Annotated in this window: 12 protein-coding genes and 1 pseudogene; 7 read left to right on the top strand and 6 right to left on the bottom strand. The window is 59.5% G+C overall.

All coding sequences use genetic code 11. From position 1 onward, the window contains the following. Positions 1 to 19: 19 nt before the first annotated feature. Positions 20 to 277 carry a hypothetical protein gene (locus tag ACVWZP_RS24885; protein ID WP_126587249.1) on the bottom strand — a complete coding sequence of 86 codons (258 nt, stop codon included), beginning with the start codon at positions 275 to 277 and terminating at the stop codon, positions 20 to 22. Between the two features lie 119 nt (positions 278 to 396). Between ACVWZP_RS24885 and ACVWZP_RS24880 the strand changes: the two genes are divergently transcribed. Beyond that, on the top strand, positions 397 to 1,272 hold the full coding sequence (locus ACVWZP_RS24880) for a WYL domain-containing protein (RefSeq protein WP_017847330.1): 876 nt from the start codon (positions 397 to 399) through the stop codon (positions 1,270 to 1,272). On the opposite strand, the gene ACVWZP_RS24875 is transcribed toward ACVWZP_RS24880, so the two are convergent. Together ACVWZP_RS24875 and ACVWZP_RS24870 are read right to left on the bottom strand one after the other, a co-directional pair. Beyond that, the gene (locus ACVWZP_RS24875) at positions 1,238 to 1,897 is read right to left on the bottom strand and encodes an ankyrin repeat domain-containing protein (RefSeq protein ID WP_256822985.1); all 660 of its coding nucleotides are present in this window, start codon (positions 1,895 to 1,897) and stop codon (positions 1,238 to 1,240) included. The genes ACVWZP_RS24880 and ACVWZP_RS24875 overlap by 35 nt on opposite strands. Then, entirely contained in the window at positions 1,879 to 3,351 is a 1,473-nt protein-coding gene (locus ACVWZP_RS24870; protein WP_288076394.1) for a hypothetical protein, read from the bottom strand. The genes ACVWZP_RS24875 and ACVWZP_RS24870 overlap by 19 nt, the downstream gene beginning before the upstream one ends. Positions 3,352 to 3,901: 550 nt before the next feature. On the opposite strand from ACVWZP_RS24870, the gene ACVWZP_RS24865 reads away from it, so the two are divergent. From ACVWZP_RS24865 to ACVWZP_RS24850, 4 genes are all read left to right on the top strand, one after another. Next, on the top strand, positions 3,902 to 4,834 hold the full coding sequence (locus tag ACVWZP_RS24865; protein ID WP_017847327.1) for a chemotaxis protein CheV: 933 nt from the start codon (positions 3,902 to 3,904) through the stop codon (positions 4,832 to 4,834). Positions 4,835 to 4,910: 76 nt separating this feature from the next. Beyond that, complete coding sequence (locus tag ACVWZP_RS24860; RefSeq protein WP_457370217.1) at positions 4,911 to 6,053, top strand: HD-GYP domain-containing protein; 1,143 nt, start codon at positions 4,911 to 4,913, stop codon at positions 6,051 to 6,053. 131 nt (positions 6,054 to 6,184) lie between these two features. Next, a complete protein-coding gene (locus ACVWZP_RS24855) occupies positions 6,185 to 8,347 on the top strand; it encodes a methyl-accepting chemotaxis protein (protein ID WP_457370216.1) in 2,163 nt (720 codons plus the stop codon). A 158-nt stretch (positions 8,348 to 8,505) separates the two neighbouring features. Further along, positions 8,506 to 9,945 carry an ArnT family glycosyltransferase gene (locus ACVWZP_RS24850; protein ID WP_261755456.1) on the top strand — a complete coding sequence of 480 codons (1,440 nt, stop codon included), beginning with the start codon at positions 8,506 to 8,508 and terminating at the stop codon, positions 9,943 to 9,945. Between the two features lie 15 nt (positions 9,946 to 9,960). Here ACVWZP_RS24850 and ACVWZP_RS24845 read toward each other — a convergent pair whose 3' ends face one another. Continuing rightward, positions 9,961 to 10,449, bottom strand: a complete 489-nt coding sequence (locus tag ACVWZP_RS24845) for a TIGR00645 family protein (RefSeq protein WP_017847323.1) — start codon at positions 10,447 to 10,449, stop codon at positions 9,961 to 9,963. Between the two features lie 163 nt (positions 10,450 to 10,612). Between ACVWZP_RS24845 and ACVWZP_RS24840 the strand changes: the two genes are divergently transcribed. Continuing rightward, a complete protein-coding gene (locus tag ACVWZP_RS24840; protein ID WP_079444757.1) occupies positions 10,613 to 12,436 on the top strand; it encodes a hypothetical protein in 1,824 nt (607 codons plus the stop codon). A gap of 6 nt (positions 12,437 to 12,442) precedes the next feature. On the opposite strand, the gene ACVWZP_RS24835 is transcribed toward ACVWZP_RS24840, so the two are convergent. Next, positions 12,443 to 12,760 carry a PA4575 family protein gene (locus ACVWZP_RS24835; RefSeq protein ID WP_017847321.1) on the bottom strand — a complete coding sequence of 106 codons (318 nt, stop codon included), beginning with the start codon at positions 12,758 to 12,760 and terminating at the stop codon, positions 12,443 to 12,445. 179 nt (positions 12,761 to 12,939) lie between these two features. After that, positions 12,940 to 15,379: pseudogene (locus tag ACVWZP_RS24830) on the bottom strand (Lon protease family protein). A gap of 267 nt (positions 15,380 to 15,646) precedes the next feature. Here ACVWZP_RS24830 and ACVWZP_RS24825 point away from each other — a divergent pair. Further along, the gene (locus tag ACVWZP_RS24825; protein ID WP_046381990.1) at positions 15,647 to 16,135 is read left to right on the top strand and encodes a DUF3015 domain-containing protein; all 489 of its coding nucleotides are present in this window, start codon (positions 15,647 to 15,649) and stop codon (positions 16,133 to 16,135) included. Positions 16,136 to 16,170: the final 35 nt, after the last annotated feature.

The raw sequence follows: 16,170 nt of genomic DNA, 5'->3' as shown, positions 1-16,170 counted from the left end.
TGGATGGCGATACTGCGGATTATTCTGTGACCGGGAGCAGCGCTTGCAGCAATTCCAGCTTGCGCTGCAACTGCGCGACGTGTTCTCGCTCGGCGCGCAACGCCGACCGCAGCTCGCGGTTTTCCATGTCCAAGATCTGCGCCAAACGCAGATCCTTCTGATAATGGGCAAGCATTTTCCAAAGCTCGCTCAACTTCAAACAATGCTGTACCAGCACCAGCAGGATGATCCCCATCACCGCCAATGCCCCCGTCGAAACCACTTCCGACATACTCATGTTCACATCCTTCCATCCCTTCGAGATATTCCGAAGACAGCGACACGATATGTAGTGATTTACGACAGGTCTAGAATGTAGACTTATACAGGTAAAGTATTCACGCACATGGAGCAGGTATGAAACGCAAGCAATCCATCGAACAAGTGCGCTGGGACCTGGCACTTCGCTATCGTTTGATCGAGACCGTCGCCTGGTGGGAAGGCCGCCTGACCACGGGGCACTTGATCCAGAGCTTCGGCATCAGCCGCCAGCAAGCCTCCAAGGACATCAATACCTACATCAATGAACATGCGCCCCGAAACTTGACATATGACAAGCAACGCAAGGGCTATGTACCGAGCAAACACTTCAAGCCGCTGTTCATCGATGACAGCGCCAGTGCCTACCTGCACCTGCTTTACCAGAACAATGAACGGGCGCCGCACATCGAAGGCCTGGCCCTGGCATATGCCCATACCAAGGTGCTCGAAGTGCCGGACCGGCCGATCCGGCCAGAGATCCTGCGCCCCTTGCTCGCGGCATGCCGCGACGGTCTGCGCCTGGAGACCGAGTACGTATCGCTCAATACCCCGAACGTGGAAATCCGCCTGATTGCCCCTCACACCCTGGTGTACACCGGGATGCGCTGGCATGTGCGCGCTTACTGCGAGAAGAATCGGCAGTACCGCGACTTTGTGCTGAGCCGCCTGCGCGGTGAGCCGGACCTGCTCGACGCGTCGCAGAACACACGGGAACTGGACGAAGACTGGAATACCGAAGTGCCGATCATCTTCGCCCCCGATGGCCGCTTGAACGCGGCGCAGCAGGCCATCATCGAAACCGACTTCGGCATGACCGACGGGCAACTGGTGGTGTCCAGTCGCAAGGCACTGGTGAAGTACGTCTTGCGCCGCTATCAGGTCGACCCGCGCAACCAGGCGACCAACCCCGAGGCCCAGCAGATCGTGGTCACCAATCTCAAAGAGTTGAGACCGTGGTTGATGCATGATTGAGGCGCATGTCCTGCCAGAGGCGCAGCGCACGCAGGCAATTGTCGATCTCGGCCGCGAGTAAGCGCTGTGCCAGTTCATGCTGGCCGTTGAGCAGAGCAATATTGCGCAGCGTATTGCCCTGGTGATTCTTCGCGCCCAGATCAAGACCGAACGTCATGGCGCGGTCGATGAAGTACCGCGCGGCCTTCAAGTGACCATTGAGCAGCAGCCAATGCAGTGGCGTGTTCCCCAGCCCATCGCGGTCATTGAGGCTGGCACCCAGGCGGTAGCGGGCTTGCAGGGTTTTGACATTGCCGTATCGCGCAGGCAGGTGGATGTATTTGTCGTGGGGCATGAAGCTGCCCAGGCCGGCCCAGCCGCGAATCTGCGGGTTGCCCTGGGCGCCGAGTGACTCCAGCGTGTCGATCAGGCCGCTGCGGTTCAGCCGGTAAGCCATGTCCAGCGGCGTGTCACCCGCCAGGTCGCGCTGATTCAAGCCGGACGGATCGAGAGGCGGCGCCTCATCGAACAGCACGCAGAGGTGCCAGTCGCTGAGGCCAAGCTCGGCGCGATCATCGATGCGCTCAAACAGAGTGATCGGCCGCCCCCCACACAACGTCGTGAGCGTCACGCCTCGAGCGAACATGCACCGAAGAAACGCTCGAAGAGCGGCGTAGGCAAATGCTTGTCGTCCAGCAGACCGAAGTGCTTGCCCACGTTGCGCCCCAGGGCCATCAGTGTGTTTGCGCTGTTTTTCGTGCCGGCGTACCCGGCGCTCAAGATCGACTCGACGCGCGCGTCACCGGTCGACTCTCGCTGATACGCCCGCCCCGTGATCATGACGTCTACCAGACACACGCTGACGCGCTCATCGCCCATGGTGAAAGGCTCCAGCGCCTCGCTCGCCAAGACGGCACGCAAGCCGTCCTCGCCACCGGCGACAATCCGCTCCAGCGCTTCAAGGGAGCGGTCGAAGAGGTCGAACTCCTGCATCGAAAACGCAAAACAGTAGTCCTGAGCGGTAGCCCGCGAGATCGGACGCGCGTGGTGCGGATGAGTCGACAACCAGTCAACGAACGAGGCTTTATCGCTTTTTCCACCCTGGCGACGGAACAGCAGATAGTCGTTGATGACCTGACTGAAAGGGTTCCCCGTCGGCACCCAGCCCGTGCTGTCACGTTCTTCGGGTTCCGGCAGGTCAACCACCGGCACGGCTGACTTAGGTGTCCACCCAAAGCACCGCAGGTCATAGCCAAGCACAAACAGGCTGGCCTCGAACGCATGGCACCGCGCAGGCAGCGCGCCTTGCTCGGCGAACCAGCCGGTGCGCTCGAGCACGGCGCGGATAATCCAGCCCAACCGCACTTGCCAGCGGGCCCATGTCTCATAGCTGATCGAAGAGAACTGAGGCGCGGCCAGGCCGTTCAAAAATGCTCCGGGGTTGCGGATCTGGCTGCCACGAGCGGCTCCGGACGGGAAAGCCAGCAAGGGTTTGCCGCTCCCGGTCCATTGCTGGCGAAACAGTGAATACAGCATGCCTATCGCTGCGCCGACACGGCTGTCATAGATGGGGGAGCCCGACGAATCAAACAACGCATGAATCTTGGTCAGGCCCGCATCGAAACGCTCGACGCTGATCGCATCGAGATCATCCAGGTCATTTTTGCCGTCGAGCGACATCAACCCGGCCATCTTTTGCAGATAGCTCGACAGCTTGCCGTTTGCGGCCAGCCGGTGCAAAAACGGAATGGCGCCCCGCACACCGCCCCAACGAAGAATCTGCAGGCAGGCCTGAAGCGCTTGCTGGTCATTCCCCTGATTGACCGCACTCGTCAGCCATTCGCGAAGTTGCCCGAGAGAGCGTTGGGTTTCAGCCCAGGTGCGTGAATCCACCGAGCATTGGTGAGCATCCTGCCAGCTTGCCTTCCAGCGATAGTGCCCCAGCACCTGCTCGATGCCCTGGACATCAGCCGTCAAACCGCCAGGCACGAATTTGCTCGACTTGAAGCGCAGCTTGAAGGTCAGCGTCGGCAAATTCGCTGCAAGCCATGCGATGAAGGACTCAATTTCAGGTTGCGCCAGGAACTGTTCGCGCTGCATGCAGACCACCTTGCCAGTAATATCGAATGGCCACACCCTAAGCAAAATCAGCGACCCCGTCCACGATGTTTGTCCGTACAGGTAAACAAATGGAGCAGGTTCTCAGGCCCAGGCTAGACACTTCTCGACCATCGCCAGGGTTCGGCCGAAACAGACATATGAACGGTTCAGACACCCCGCTTCTGTTTACACGCGGCCCATCGACTTATGCATCGGCGTGCCTTTGCAACGCATGCGCGAGATCGATGTGCCCGGCACCCGCAAGGATCATCAGCGGCGGTCATGCCTCGACTCCGACTTGGGCTATATGAATTATCGAATGTTGCAGATCATCTAAAACCTTCGATCTAAATCATTCTCAACAATAACAAACAATAAGTTAGCCAACTAAGCATTTAAAACAACTGTGCGAAAAGACATTCACCTGACTTCATATCGTTTTAACGACAAACCCTGGCATTCTTTTATTTTCACATATATTTTACATCCCCCTACATATGCTAATGTCATTACGACATCAGCGCTGTTCAACCAGGTTTAAGGAGTGTGTATGACCGGTGTACTGGCCTCCGTTAACAGCCGCACACAACTGGTCGGGCAGAACAGGCTTGAACTGTTGCTGTTCCGTTTCAACAACCACCAACTGTACGGGATCAACGTATTCAAAGTTCGTGAAGTTATCCGCTGCCCGAAGTTATCTTCGATACCAAAGTCGAATAGCAACATTTGTGGCGTGGCCAATATCCGAGGTGTCTGCATCCCTATTCTTGACCTGGCCATGGCAACGGGACTGCCCGGAGTCGAGGATCAGGAAAGCGCTTTTATAATACTTACGGAGTACAACAATCGCGTTCAGGGTTTCCTCGTCTACGCGGTCGAACACATCGTCAATCTGAACTGGGAAGACATCCATCCGCCGCCCAAGGGCAGTGGTGAGAACAATTACCTGACGGCCGTCACCCGCACGGACGACCGCCTGGTCGAGATCATCGATGTTGAAAAGGTGCTGACAGAAATATCGCCATCGTCCGAGGAAATATCCAGCGGCGTAATCGATCACGAAGTCACCCAGCAGGCGCGACACCTGCGGGTGTTGACCGTGGACGACTCGATGGTCGCGCGCAAACAGGTGACCCGCTGCCTGGAAACCGTGGGCGTCGAGGTGGTGGCCTTGAACGATGGCCGACAAGCGCTGGACTACCTGCGCGCCATGCTCGACGAAGGGCGCAAGCCGGATGAGGAGTTTCTGATGATGATCTCCGACATCGAGATGCCGGAGATGGATGGCTACACCTTGACCGCCGAGATCCGCAACGACCCGCGCATGGCCAACCTGCACATTGTGCTGCACACCTCGCTCTCGGGGGGCTTCAACCAGGCCATGGTCAAGAAAGTCGGGGCCGACGACTTCCTGGCCAAGTTCCGCCCCGATGACCTGGCCGGCCGCGTCGTCTCACGTATCAAAGCCGTCAACACGAACTGACGCTCTACGACAACAACACTCAAGCCAAGGAGGCTGCAAGGAAACGAATAAGAACAAAATCAACAGAGGGCAAATCATGTTGAAATGTAATGAGCTCTATCATCTGGCGCCAGACAGCAGCGAGGCCAGGCCCTTCTGGCAAGGCCGCGCACGCGACACGCAGGCGGATATCCAATGCGCCATGGGCTGCGGCGCGCAACTACCCGAGACACCCCAGTCAGCAGAGCCGTCCCCTGCGCCCGCAGCGGCGACGATCACTCCCACCTGCATGAACGACGAGCTCGTTGCCGCCCAGGAAATCTGTGCCCGCGCCAAGACCGCCGTGGTCGAGATGTTCAGCCATGTCCGCATGGGCCGCGCCCTGGAGTTGGAGAATATCAGCGCACTGGTCGACGACATTTCCGCGTCGATCGCCCGCCATCCCAACGCCTTTATCAGCCTGGCACGCCTGAAAAGCCTCGACGATTACACCTATATGCATTCGGTCGCCGTGTGTGCATTGATGATTGCCCTGGGCAACCAGTTGAACCTGCCCGCCGTGTTGATTCGCCGGGTCGGGATGGCCGGCCTGCTGCATGACATCGGCAAAATGGCCATACCGGGCGCGATCCTCAACAAGCCCGGGCGCTTGAGCGGTGACGAATTGCAACTGATACGCACGCACCCGCTGGAAGGTGAGAAAACCCTGCTGGCGACTTCGCAGATGTGCGACATGGTCGTGGATGTCTGCCTGCATCACCATGAGCGGGTGGACGGCAGCGGCTACCCCCATCAGTTGGTCGGCGACCAGATCAGTCTTTTTGCGCGAATGGCCGCCGTTTGCGATGTCTACGATGCAATCACCTCGGATCGTTCCTACAACCAAGGCTGGGACCCCGCGGTCGCCATCCAGCAAATGTCGACATGGGACGGGCATTTCGACGACGAGGTGTTCCGCGCGTTTTTGAAGTCCGTGGGTATTTATCCGGTGGGGTCTATCGTTCAGTTGAAAAGTGGCAGTATCGGCGTGGTGATCGAACAACACCCCGACTCTTTATTGACGCCAAAGATTAAGTTGTTCTTCGTGCCGGTGTTGAATATTTATATCACCCCAAAAATAATCGACCTGAGTGATCCCGAACAAACCGATCGCATCATTGCGCGCGTGCCGTCACAGCGTTATGGCTTTAAAAACACCGAACGTCTCTGGCTCGACGATGAGGCGTCCGAGCAGAACTAAGCGACGCCCCAGCTGTACTGCATTTATATGCTCAAGCAGCCCATGATCAAGCAGTAAGCCTTGCGAACAAAAAAAACTGAAATGCCGCCATCCAATTATGTCGGCAACTACTAGCGTGGGCAGGAAATACCATGAAATTCAACTCATTACAGACTCGGATTTGCTTCACCGCCGGACTCTGCCTGTTAATCTCTTGCGCAAGCCTGGTGTTATATGGGTTGTACTCCTCAACCGCCAATCAAGCCTACGTGGGCACCGAAGTTTCAACATTGATCGAAAGCGGCACCATTCGCGAAGTACAAAACCTGGCGGAGTCCCGTGCCAATGCGATCAGGGCGAAACTGCAAAATGCCTTGGACTCGGCACGCACGCTGGCCAATACGCTGGGCGCGAGTAAAAGTGCGCAAAGCCCGCTGGCACTGGGCCGCGATCAAATCAATACAATGTTGCTCAGCGTGCTCAAGGACAACCCCGACTTCAACGGCACGTATTCGTGCTGGGAGCCGGATGCGGTGGACGGCCAGGACCAAGCGTTTCGTAACAACGAAGGCGGCAACAACCCCTTGACCGGCCGCTTCACGCCCTATTGGACACGCGGCTCGGACGGCCATATCGCCGTGCAACCGCTGGTCGAATACGACTCCGATGCCCGCCACCCCAATGGCGTGCTCAAGGGCGGCTGGTACAGCGGCCCCCGGGACACCCTGAAAGAAAGCGTGCTCGACCCCCTTCCCTACGTGGTGCAAGGCAAAAATGTGTGGCTGACCACGCTCTCGGTGCCGATCACCGCCAATGGCAAGTTTTACGGCGTGGTCGGCGCAGACTTCGACATCTCGTTTATCCAGAAACTCAGCGAGCAAATGTCCGCCGACCTCTACGGCGGCAAAGGTTCGGTGTCGATCCTGAGCAACCAGGGCTTGGTGGTCGCCGACAGTAAACGGCCGGAACTGATCGGCCAGTCATTGAAGGCATTGCTACCCGACACCTGGGACAAGGTGCTGGCCAATGTGCAAAAAGGCCAGGGCGACAGTCGCCTCAACCAGGACTCCCAGGAAATCGAAGTACAGATGCCGATCATCCTGGGCCGCACCGAAAAACCCTGGGCCATCTTGATCCACCTGCCCAAGACGGTGGTCATGAGCCAGGCGATTGCCCTGGAGAAGGAACTGCAATCCCGTGGCGTCAGCAGCAGTATCTGGCAGGTCTCGGTCGGCCTGGGTATCTCGGTACTGGCATTGCTGGCGCTGTGGTTCGCCACCGCAAAAATCGTCGGGCCGATTCGTGAAGCCGCCGCCTTGGCTGCCAACATCAGCCTGGGGGATTTCTCGTGTCGCCTGGTGCAAAAATCCGACGATGAAGTCGGCCAGTTGTCCTTGGCCTTGAACGAGATGTCCGAAAGCCTGCAGCGTCAGGTCCGTGTGGCTGAACGTATCTCCGAAGGCGATCTGGACCTGGAAGTGCGTTTGTCCTCCCCCAACGACACGTTGGGCAAGTCCCTGGAAAAAATGGTCGGCAACTTGAACACCTTGATTTCCCAGGTGCAGGCCAGCGCCACGCAAATCACCGGCAGCTCCGCACAGGTCACCGAGTTGAGCCAGTCGTTGTCCGATGGTGCGTCCAACTCGGCGTCGTCCATCACTGAGATCAGTGCCGTCATGACGCAAATGGCCGCGCAGACCACCGACAACGCCGCCAACGCGAAAAAGGCCGACGAACAATCCCAGGCCTCACGCGCCGACGCCGGGGAAAGTGACAAGCTGATGAGCGAACTGATCGCCGCCATGACCGAAATCGACAACTCGGGCAAAGACATCACCGCGATCATCACCACCATCGACAACATCGCCGCCCAGACCAACCTGCTGGCCTTGAACGCGGCGATCGAGGCGGCACGCGCCGGCGAATTGGGCCGTGGCTTTGCCGTCGTCGCCGATGAAGTCAGGAGCCTCGCCGCCCGCAGTGCCGAAGCGGCCCAGCAAACCGCGGCGCTGATCGCCGACTCGTCGACCAAGACACAGCGCGGCATGGTCATCGCCGGTCGCACGGCCGACTCGTTGCGAAACATCGTCACCGGCACCAGCACCGTTTCCAGCCTGGTGTCGCTGATCTACCAAGCCTCGAGTGAACAGGCGTCCGGCTTGCAGCAAGCCAGTATCGGCCTGGAGCAGATCGACGAAGTCACCCAGCAGAATCAGGCCAACTCCCAACAATGCGCGGTGGCTGCCCGCGACCTGTCGGAACGGGCCAGCTCCATGCAACAAGGGTTGAGCCGGTTTAAAGTCAAAGCGACATAACCCCCATCCGCACTGAAGCCGGGGCGGAAATAAACCACCGCCCCGGTCCCCCTGCACAAACCTCGTACCCATTCATGAAATATTAAGAATCGCCCCCCTATACTCACCGATTGCGAGCCGTTCCCTCGAACGGCCCCCTGCCCCGGTAACCAGCCCCCATGACGCGTCCCGTTCCTCTGCTGCTCCTGCTTGCTGGCCTGTTGTTCTTCTTCGCCCTTGGTAACCATGAACTGCAAGGCTCCACTGAAGCCCGCGTCGGCGGGATCGCCATGGCCATGCACCTGGACAACGACTGGGTGGTGCCACGGCTGTTCCGTGAGCCGTTCCTGGAAAAACCGCCCCTGAGCCTGTGGCTCGACGCCGGCGCGATCCGCCTGTTTGGCGGCACGCCCGGGGCCGTGCGCCTGGCCTCGGCGTTCGCCGGGTTGTTCAGCGTGATGCTGCTTTACGGGATGCTGCGCACGTTCGGGCGGCCAAAGACACTGGCGTTCTGCGCGGCGCTGATCCTGGCGACCATGGCCAGTTACTGGAGCAATGTGCGCGGCGTCGGTGAAGATGCATTGCTCAGCCTGGGTGTGACCACCGCGCTGCTGGCGTTCTACCAGGCCATGCGGCCGGCGGCCGAGCGCCAGGGCTCAACCGCCTGGGCGTGGGCCCTGTTCACGGCCGGGATGGTGATCGCCACCCTGAGCAAAGGCGTGCTGGGCCTGGCGATGCCGGGCATCGTGATCTTTGTGTACCTGGCCTGCACCAGTTGGATGGACAAACGCCTGCGCATCGGCGACTGGCTGCGGCCGGCACTGTTTACCCTGCTGGCCTTGGTGCCACTGCTGATCTGGCTGGGGTTTCTGTTCCAGCGCGGCGGGCTGCAGGCGGTGGGCGAAGTGCTGTGGACCAACAGCGTCGGGCGGTTCAGCGGCTCGTTTGTCGAAGCCGGGCACTACGAACCCTTCTACTACTACATCGCCAAACTGCCCGAAGCCTTTTTGCCGTGGAATATCCTGGTGTACCTGGGGTTGTGGCACTTCCGTAAAAGCCTGGTGCGCAACCGCTACCGTCTGTTTTTCTGCGTCTGGCTGGTGGCGCAATTCACCCTGCTGACCCTGGCTTCCAGCAAGCGCACCGTATACCTGATGGCGCTGACGCCAGCCGCCGCCGTACTGGCTGCGGAATATGCGCAGGTGCTGCTGCACTGGCTGAAAGATCACAAACCGGCGCTGTATAAGCGGCATAAAATCGTGATTGGCGGCGTGTTCACCGTGCTCATCGCCTGCTACCTGAGCGCTGCTTTCTGGTTCGCGCCAAAAGCCGACAAAAAACAGTCCTTCGTGCCCGTGATGAGCCAGATCCAGGCGCTACAGGCCGAAGGCAAAAAGGTCGCGTTGTTCCGGCCCAACGAGCGCATCGACGGCGCCAGCGTGTTCTATCTGCAGGCCTACTTGCCGATTCTGCAAACCGAGCCCGAACTGCACAGTTACCTGGCCGCCGCCCCCGGCAACGTCGCGCTGCTGGATAACACGGAGCAACTGACCGGCAAGGTCACGGTGATCAAGGAGATGGCAATCAATCGCCAGCCTTACTACTTCATCGGGCAGTAAGGCCGGCGCGGGGGATCAGTGCTTGGTGAGCTTGTCCAGGTAACCCATGGCGAACGCCGAGACCACAAAGGTCATGTGGATGATCACGTACCACATCAAATGCTGTGGATCGACGTTCTTGGCATCCATGAAGATGCGCAGCAGGTGGATGGAGGAAATCGCCACGATGGAGGCGGCCACTTTCATCTTCAGCGAGGAAGAGTCCATGGTGCCCAGCCAGTTGAGCTTTTCCTTGTTTTCATCGATGTCCAGCTGCGAGACGAAGTTCTCGTAGCCGGAGATCATCACCATCACCAGCAGGCCGCCGACCAGTGCCATGTCGATCAACGACAACAGCAGCAGGATCACTTCCGATTCGAGCATGCTGAAGATATTGGGAACGACGTGAATGATTTCCTGGAAGAATTTCAATGCCAGGATCAACAAGCCCAGGGACAACCCCAGGTAGATCGGCGCCAGCAACCAGCGCGAGGCGTACATCGTATTTTCGATAAAGCGTTCCATTGAATCTCACACAGCGTGGTTAGAAATGACGGCGAGTATACCAGCCGCTACCCAACACCTGTGACCGCGAGAAAACTGACCTGAGTGGCATCTGTAAGAGCGTTTTTCTGCTAGTGTCGAGGCCATCAACTCGGCTCAAAGACGTCGGACAGGAAAACTCAAGATGATGGATGTGCGTTCCCCTTGGGCCAGCATCGGCCTGTGTGCGGCATTGCTGCTGGCCGGTGGCTGTTCTCCCAGCGACGAGCAAAAGCAGACCACCCTCGAAGAGAAAACCAAGCAGTTCGAACAGTCGCTCGACAGTATCCAGGACCCCAAACTGCGCGACGCCATCGCCGACCTCGGCGGTTCGCTGTTGTTGCTGGAACGGGCGCGGGTCAAGCTCGCCAGCAAGCCCATCGAAGCCGAATACGGCGAAGACAGCCTGGCCCTGCTCAAGCACTACCCCACGCCCCAGGCCCTGGTCGACACCTACATCAACGGCCTGTTCGTGCTGCGCAAGACCTCCCACTCCGACTACCTGACCGATCTGCAGCCGGTGTTCCCGTTCAACTTCAACACCCCCGACCAGTTCCCGTTCCCCCACGGCCTGGAATGGCAGTCGGTGACCTTGAGCAACAGCAAAGTCATCCCCTTCCAGCCGGAATGGTCGGAAACCGATCCCGGCATCCAGTTGAGCCCCAGCAGTTCCAACCTGACCAACCCCGATGACCTGACGGTGACCTACCCGTTCATCGACGGCATCGAGACCGACAACAAGAGCCAGCCGCAGCCCGTCAGCCTCAAAGGTACAGTCGAGGTGGTCGCGCCGGGCAAGGTGCTGACGTTCGACCTGTCGAAAAAAGACCTCGGCCACCCACGCACCGAGGGCAATATCACCCTCAACCTGCTGAGCCTGGAAAAAAACTACGCCGAGATCGAACTGACCAACCACGAACCGCTGGCGGCGGAGGTCGGCGACGAATCACCGGACCCGTTGCTGGTGCAGGCCCGCGACAGTACCGGGCAGTTCCTCACGCGCTCGGGCTCGATCAACGAAAATGCCGCGCAGGTGGCGTTCTACGAGAAACAACTGGCGCAGATGCAAAAGCAGAAAGCCTGGTCGGACGCGTTTGAGAAACAACTGACGGACGAGCAGAAAGCCTTCGAACACCAGCAAAGCAGCCATTACGCCAAGGTCTACTTCAATGGCCTGATCGACACGCTGCAGGTCGACGTGCTGGACTTTTCCAAGGCCACGCTGACCCGCAAGGACCTCGACCTGCCCGTATTGCGCTTCGACAAGAACAGCCTGCAGAAAACCGTGCAAGCCTTGCCGATGGCGGTAACGGTGTACGACGACAGCACCGCCAGTTGGCTGAAAACCGCGACGATGACCGAGGACCAGCTGAAAAACAGCGTGACCATCAGCCAGTCCGTCGAAGATGCCAGCGCCGCGCATATCGTGTTTGACCACCCCTACACCTTCAACGACGAATTGGCGGGCACCGAACGCAACAGCGACGAAGCCCCGGTGACGTTTTTCACAGCCAATGAAAAAGGCGAGCGCGGCGAGCCCATCGAGTTGCCGAGCGAAGCCTTCGAGCTGAACCCTGCACGCGGCACGCTCACCTACGACCTCAACCTGTTCCCGGAGAACCCGGCGTTTGTGGTGGGCTCGATTCCGCTGTTCCTGGCCAGCATCGACCAAGCCACGATCGACGTGGCCAAGCTGCCCAAGGGCCTGTCGCTCAAGGACAACGCGCTGATCGTCGACCAGGCGCAGTTCCCGTCCGACAGCTGGCGCTTCTATGCCAAGGACGCCAGCGGCAACTACCTCAAGGAAATCCTCGGGGTCAGCCACCACGCCGAGGAATACGGCACGGCGTTGTTTGATGTGCACTACTTCTACGGCCAGCCGACCCAGCTGGAAAGCTACCAGCGTACCAACCTGAGCACCGTGCAATACGGCTTCGAGGTCAAGCTGGACAAGCCCGAAAGCAAATAACCGGGCCTACAGGGCCAGGCATTCCTGCCCGTTATTGAGCTGGCGCAGGTGGGCCTGCAGATGCAGGCACCAGATCTGCGGCTCCTGCGCCAGCTCGTAGCCTTGCTGGGTCAGGTTTTCGACGATCGATTGCAGGAAGGTTTCGGCCACGAACGGCCCGGGAAACGGTCCCTGGGATTTGATGGTCGAAGGCTGCTCACCGGTCATTCCAGCGGCAAACAACAACGTCCACATCCCGTTATCCCCCGCAAGAGGGCGAATGGAGCATTCGATGCGAGTGCCCAGGCCCAGGCACTGGCGGGTCAGGCAAAGGTTGCGCGGCATGGCGGCGACCCTCGGTAGATCGGCGTTCAGCCTCAAGCACGGCGAGACTGTTTCTATCCTGCGACTCCGGTGGATATCCCTAGTGCTCAGAATAGAAGAAAAACGCGATAAACCAAGGTTGTAGGGACCAACGGGCGTTGGCCCCCAACCTGGAGTCAATTTAGTGGCGGGCTAACCGATCAGCTCGGTTTGGCTTCCGCCTGCGCGTGCAGCGCCAGTTCCTTTTCAGCTTCCTTCAAGTCTTCCTCGCTGATCATCTCGGCAATCGCGCGCAAACGCTCGACCACACGCGCATTCACCGTGCCTTCGGGGAATTGCCCTTCTGCGTCCGGCTCACCGGCCGGCTCGCCGACCAGCAGGCTCAACGCCTCATCCGCCTGGCGCACCGCATAGATATGGAATTGCCCGGCGCGCACGGCCTGCAACACCTTCTCATCGAGCATCAGCGTGGCGACGTTGGCCTGCGGAATGATCGCGCCTTGTTCGCCGGTCAGCCCACGCGCTTCGCAGAGGCGGAAGAAACCTTCGATCTTCTCGTTGACCCCGCCCACCGCCTGCACTTCACCAAACTGGTTGATCGAACCGGTGATGGCAAAACACTGTTTGAGCGGGGTTTTCGACAAGGCCGAAATCAAGGTACAGGCCTCGCCCAGGGACGCGCTGTCGCCGTCCACATAACCGTAGGACTGTTCCAGCGCGATACTCGCCGAGATCGCCAGCGGGAATTCCTGGGCATAACGGCTGCCCAGGTAACCGGTGAGGATCATCACGCCCTTGGAGTGAATCGGCTGGCCGAGGTTGACCTCACGCTCGATGTCGACGATGCCGCTGCCGCCCGGGTACACCGTGGCGGAAATCCGCGCCGGCACGCCGAACGCCGAATCGCCGACTTCCAGCACCGTCAGCCCGTTGCACTTGCCGACCGCCGCGCCGGCGGTGTCGATCAGGATCACCCCGGCGAGCATGTCGTCGAGAATCCGCGCCGACACCCGCCCGGTGCGCGTGGCCTTGGCCTTCAGCGCACGTTCGATGTGGCCGGCGTCGGTCATTTCGTCGCCCGCCAGGTGGCGAATGAAATCCGCCTCGCTGACCAGCTGGAACAAGTCGCCAATGCGCGCCGACAACCGCCCCTGGTGTTCGGCCAGGCGTGCGCTATAAGTGGCCAAGCGCGCCACCGCGTCCGAGGTCAGCGGCGCCATGCCCTCTTCCGAGGTGCGGGTTTTCAGCAACTGCGCGAACTGCTCGAGGCTTTCGTCGACCATCGGGATGTCTTCGTCGAAATCCACCAGCACGCGGAACATTTCCTGGAAGTCCGGATCGGCGTCCTGCAACGCGTAGTACAGCTGGCGGGAGCCGATGATGATCACCTTGACCTGCAACGCAATCATCTGCGGGTTGAGCGTCACCGTGGCCAGGCGGCCCAGTTCGCCCAGCGGCGACTCCATCTTCAGCTTGCGCGACTGCAGGGAACGCTTGAGGGCGTCCCACACAAACGGCTCGCTGAGCATCTTCTCGGCTTCGAGGATCAGGAACCCGCCGTTGGCCCGGTGCAAGGCGCCCGGACGCAACTGACGATAGGTGGTGTAGAGCGCGCCCTGATCGGTGCTGTATTCGATCCGACCGAACAGGTTGTCGTAGGTCGGGTGCGGTTCAAACACCACCGGGGCGCCGCCGTTGACCGGATGGCCGACCACCAGGCTCGGGCAGTACTGTTCTTCGAGCAGCTTGCGGGCCTGGGCGTCGGTCTTGGCGTCGTCCACCAATTGCTCGACCACGGTTTTCAGCAAGTACACCTGCATGGCTTGCAGGTAACCGCATACAGCGGCGTTTTCTGCATACTTTTCCGACAACGGTGACAGCAATGGCTGTAGGGCCAGGGTGATGGTTTCTTCGTTGAACTGACGCAGTTGGTTGTTCGACTCACGCTTCCACTGCGGCAGGCTGGCCAGCTCTTCGTTGAGGCGTTCTTCCAGTTCGGAAATATCGGGTGTGGAAGCGCTCGCGATCGACTTCCGGCAGCTGCGAGAACTCGGCCTCGTCCAGCGCCTTGCCGTCGAGCATCGGGGTGAACGCGATGTTGGAACTGTCGCGGTACAACGCCACGTCCTTTTCCAGGGCCAGGCGTTCGATCACGTCCAATGCCTTGTCGTAACGCTGGTTGAACGCGCGGTCGATGGCGCTTTTGCGTTGTTGATACGTCGGGTGTTCGAACACTGCCGGGAAGGTCGCCACCAGGTTGTCGATCAAGCCGTTGATGTCGCTGATGAACGCCGCGGCGCCGCCTGCCGGCAGTTCCAAGGCGCGGGGTTCGCGGGGCTCATCGAAATTATTCACATAGACCCAGTCCGACGGGGTCTGCAGGCGTTTGCCTTCGGCCTTCAGGTAGCGTTTGACGAACGAAAAGCGGCCGGTGCCCGGCTCGCCCATGACAAACACGTTGTAACCGGGGCGTGGCATGGCCACACCGAACTGCAAGGCTTCAACCGCACGTTCCTGGCCAAGCACACCGCGAAAGGGCTCCAAATCATTGGTGGTCGAGAAGCTGAACTGTTCAGCGGAGAAAGGGCGAGTCAGCGCTTCGGGCGCTAGACGCAAGCTGGCAGCAACAGGATCAGGCATCGGGCTTCCTTACATCAGGCGGGGCAGATGGCGGCATTCTGGCTCTCTGTTACGCGCTCTGGCAAGGCGCGCCTGAGGTAAAGCATAGACACGGGCTGCGTCCTACAAAAAAATCGAGATATCTCTGATTGTTTTATTAAAAATCACGGAACCCCTGGAACCTGCCTAAACTCCAAACTGCGCGGGCTGGACTAATAACCAGCCCCTAAGGCACGTTACTGCGCCTGAACCCTTGTCCATTGGTTTGCACACAAAGAGAACAAAGCTATGAAACGGATCCTTCTCGGTACTCTCTTCACCGTCGTTTCCCTCAACGCAATGGCTGAATCACCCGGTGGCCCGAACTGCGGTTGGGGCAACATGCTGTTCGAAGGCCAGCGCGGCACGCCGGCGCACTTCCTGGCGTCCACCACCAACGGCACCTCGGGCAACGCTACCTTCGGCATGACCTCGGGCACCAACGGTTGCAGCACCAACAGCGCCCTGACCTACGGCGGCAAATCGTGGATCGCCATGAATGGCATGATGAACGAGCTGTCCGAAGACATGGCCAAAGGCAATGGCGAGGCGCTGACCACCTACGCCGTGGTACTGGGCGTTGCACCAGAAGATCGCGAGCACTTTGCTGCCGTGACCCACGAGCACTTCCAGCAAATCTTCAGCAAGGCCGACGTGACCGCTGACGATGTCCACAACAACACCCTGGCTGTACTGAAAAGTGATGCCCGCCTGGCGAAATACGCAACCCAGGCTTAAGCTCGAGCCGCCCGCGCCCTCCAAGGCGCGGGTCT

Source organism: Pseudomonas sp. TE36184 (assembly GCF_054060055.1).
Note: the sequence above shows the minus strand (reverse complement) of the source record. Positions and strands in the feature narration are given on the sequence as shown.

Excerpts from the sequence above, each read along its gene's own strand:
- ACVWZP_RS24885 (WP_126587249.1), bottom strand. The coding sequence starts at position 277 with ATGAGTATGTCGGAAGTGGTTTCGACGGGGGCATTGGCGGTGATGGGG.
- ACVWZP_RS24880 (WP_017847330.1), top strand. The coding sequence starts at position 397 with ATGAAACGCAAGCAATCCATCGAACAAGTGCGCTGGGACCTGGCACTT.
- ACVWZP_RS24875 (WP_256822985.1), bottom strand. The coding sequence starts at position 1,897 with ATGTTCGCTCGAGGCGTGACGCTCACGACGTTGTGTGGGGGGCGGCCG.
- ACVWZP_RS24870 (WP_288076394.1), bottom strand. The coding sequence starts at position 3,351 with ATGCAGCGCGAACAGTTCCTGGCGCAACCTGAAATTGAGTCCTTCATC.
- ACVWZP_RS24865 (WP_017847327.1), top strand. The coding sequence starts at position 3,902 with ATGACCGGTGTACTGGCCTCCGTTAACAGCCGCACACAACTGGTCGGG.
- ACVWZP_RS24860 (WP_457370217.1), top strand. The coding sequence starts at position 4,911 with ATGTTGAAATGTAATGAGCTCTATCATCTGGCGCCAGACAGCAGCGAG.
- ACVWZP_RS24855 (WP_457370216.1), top strand. The coding sequence starts at position 6,185 with ATGAAATTCAACTCATTACAGACTCGGATTTGCTTCACCGCCGGACTC.
- ACVWZP_RS24850 (WP_261755456.1), top strand. The coding sequence starts at position 8,506 with ATGACGCGTCCCGTTCCTCTGCTGCTCCTGCTTGCTGGCCTGTTGTTC.
- ACVWZP_RS24845 (WP_017847323.1), bottom strand. The coding sequence starts at position 10,449 with ATGGAACGCTTTATCGAAAATACGATGTACGCCTCGCGCTGGTTGCTG.
- ACVWZP_RS24840 (WP_079444757.1), top strand. The coding sequence starts at position 10,613 with ATGATGGATGTGCGTTCCCCTTGGGCCAGCATCGGCCTGTGTGCGGCA.
- ACVWZP_RS24835 (WP_017847321.1), bottom strand. The coding sequence starts at position 12,760 with ATGCCGCGCAACCTTTGCCTGACCCGCCAGTGCCTGGGCCTGGGCACT.
- ACVWZP_RS24825 (WP_046381990.1), top strand. The coding sequence starts at position 15,647 with ATGAAACGGATCCTTCTCGGTACTCTCTTCACCGTCGTTTCCCTCAAC.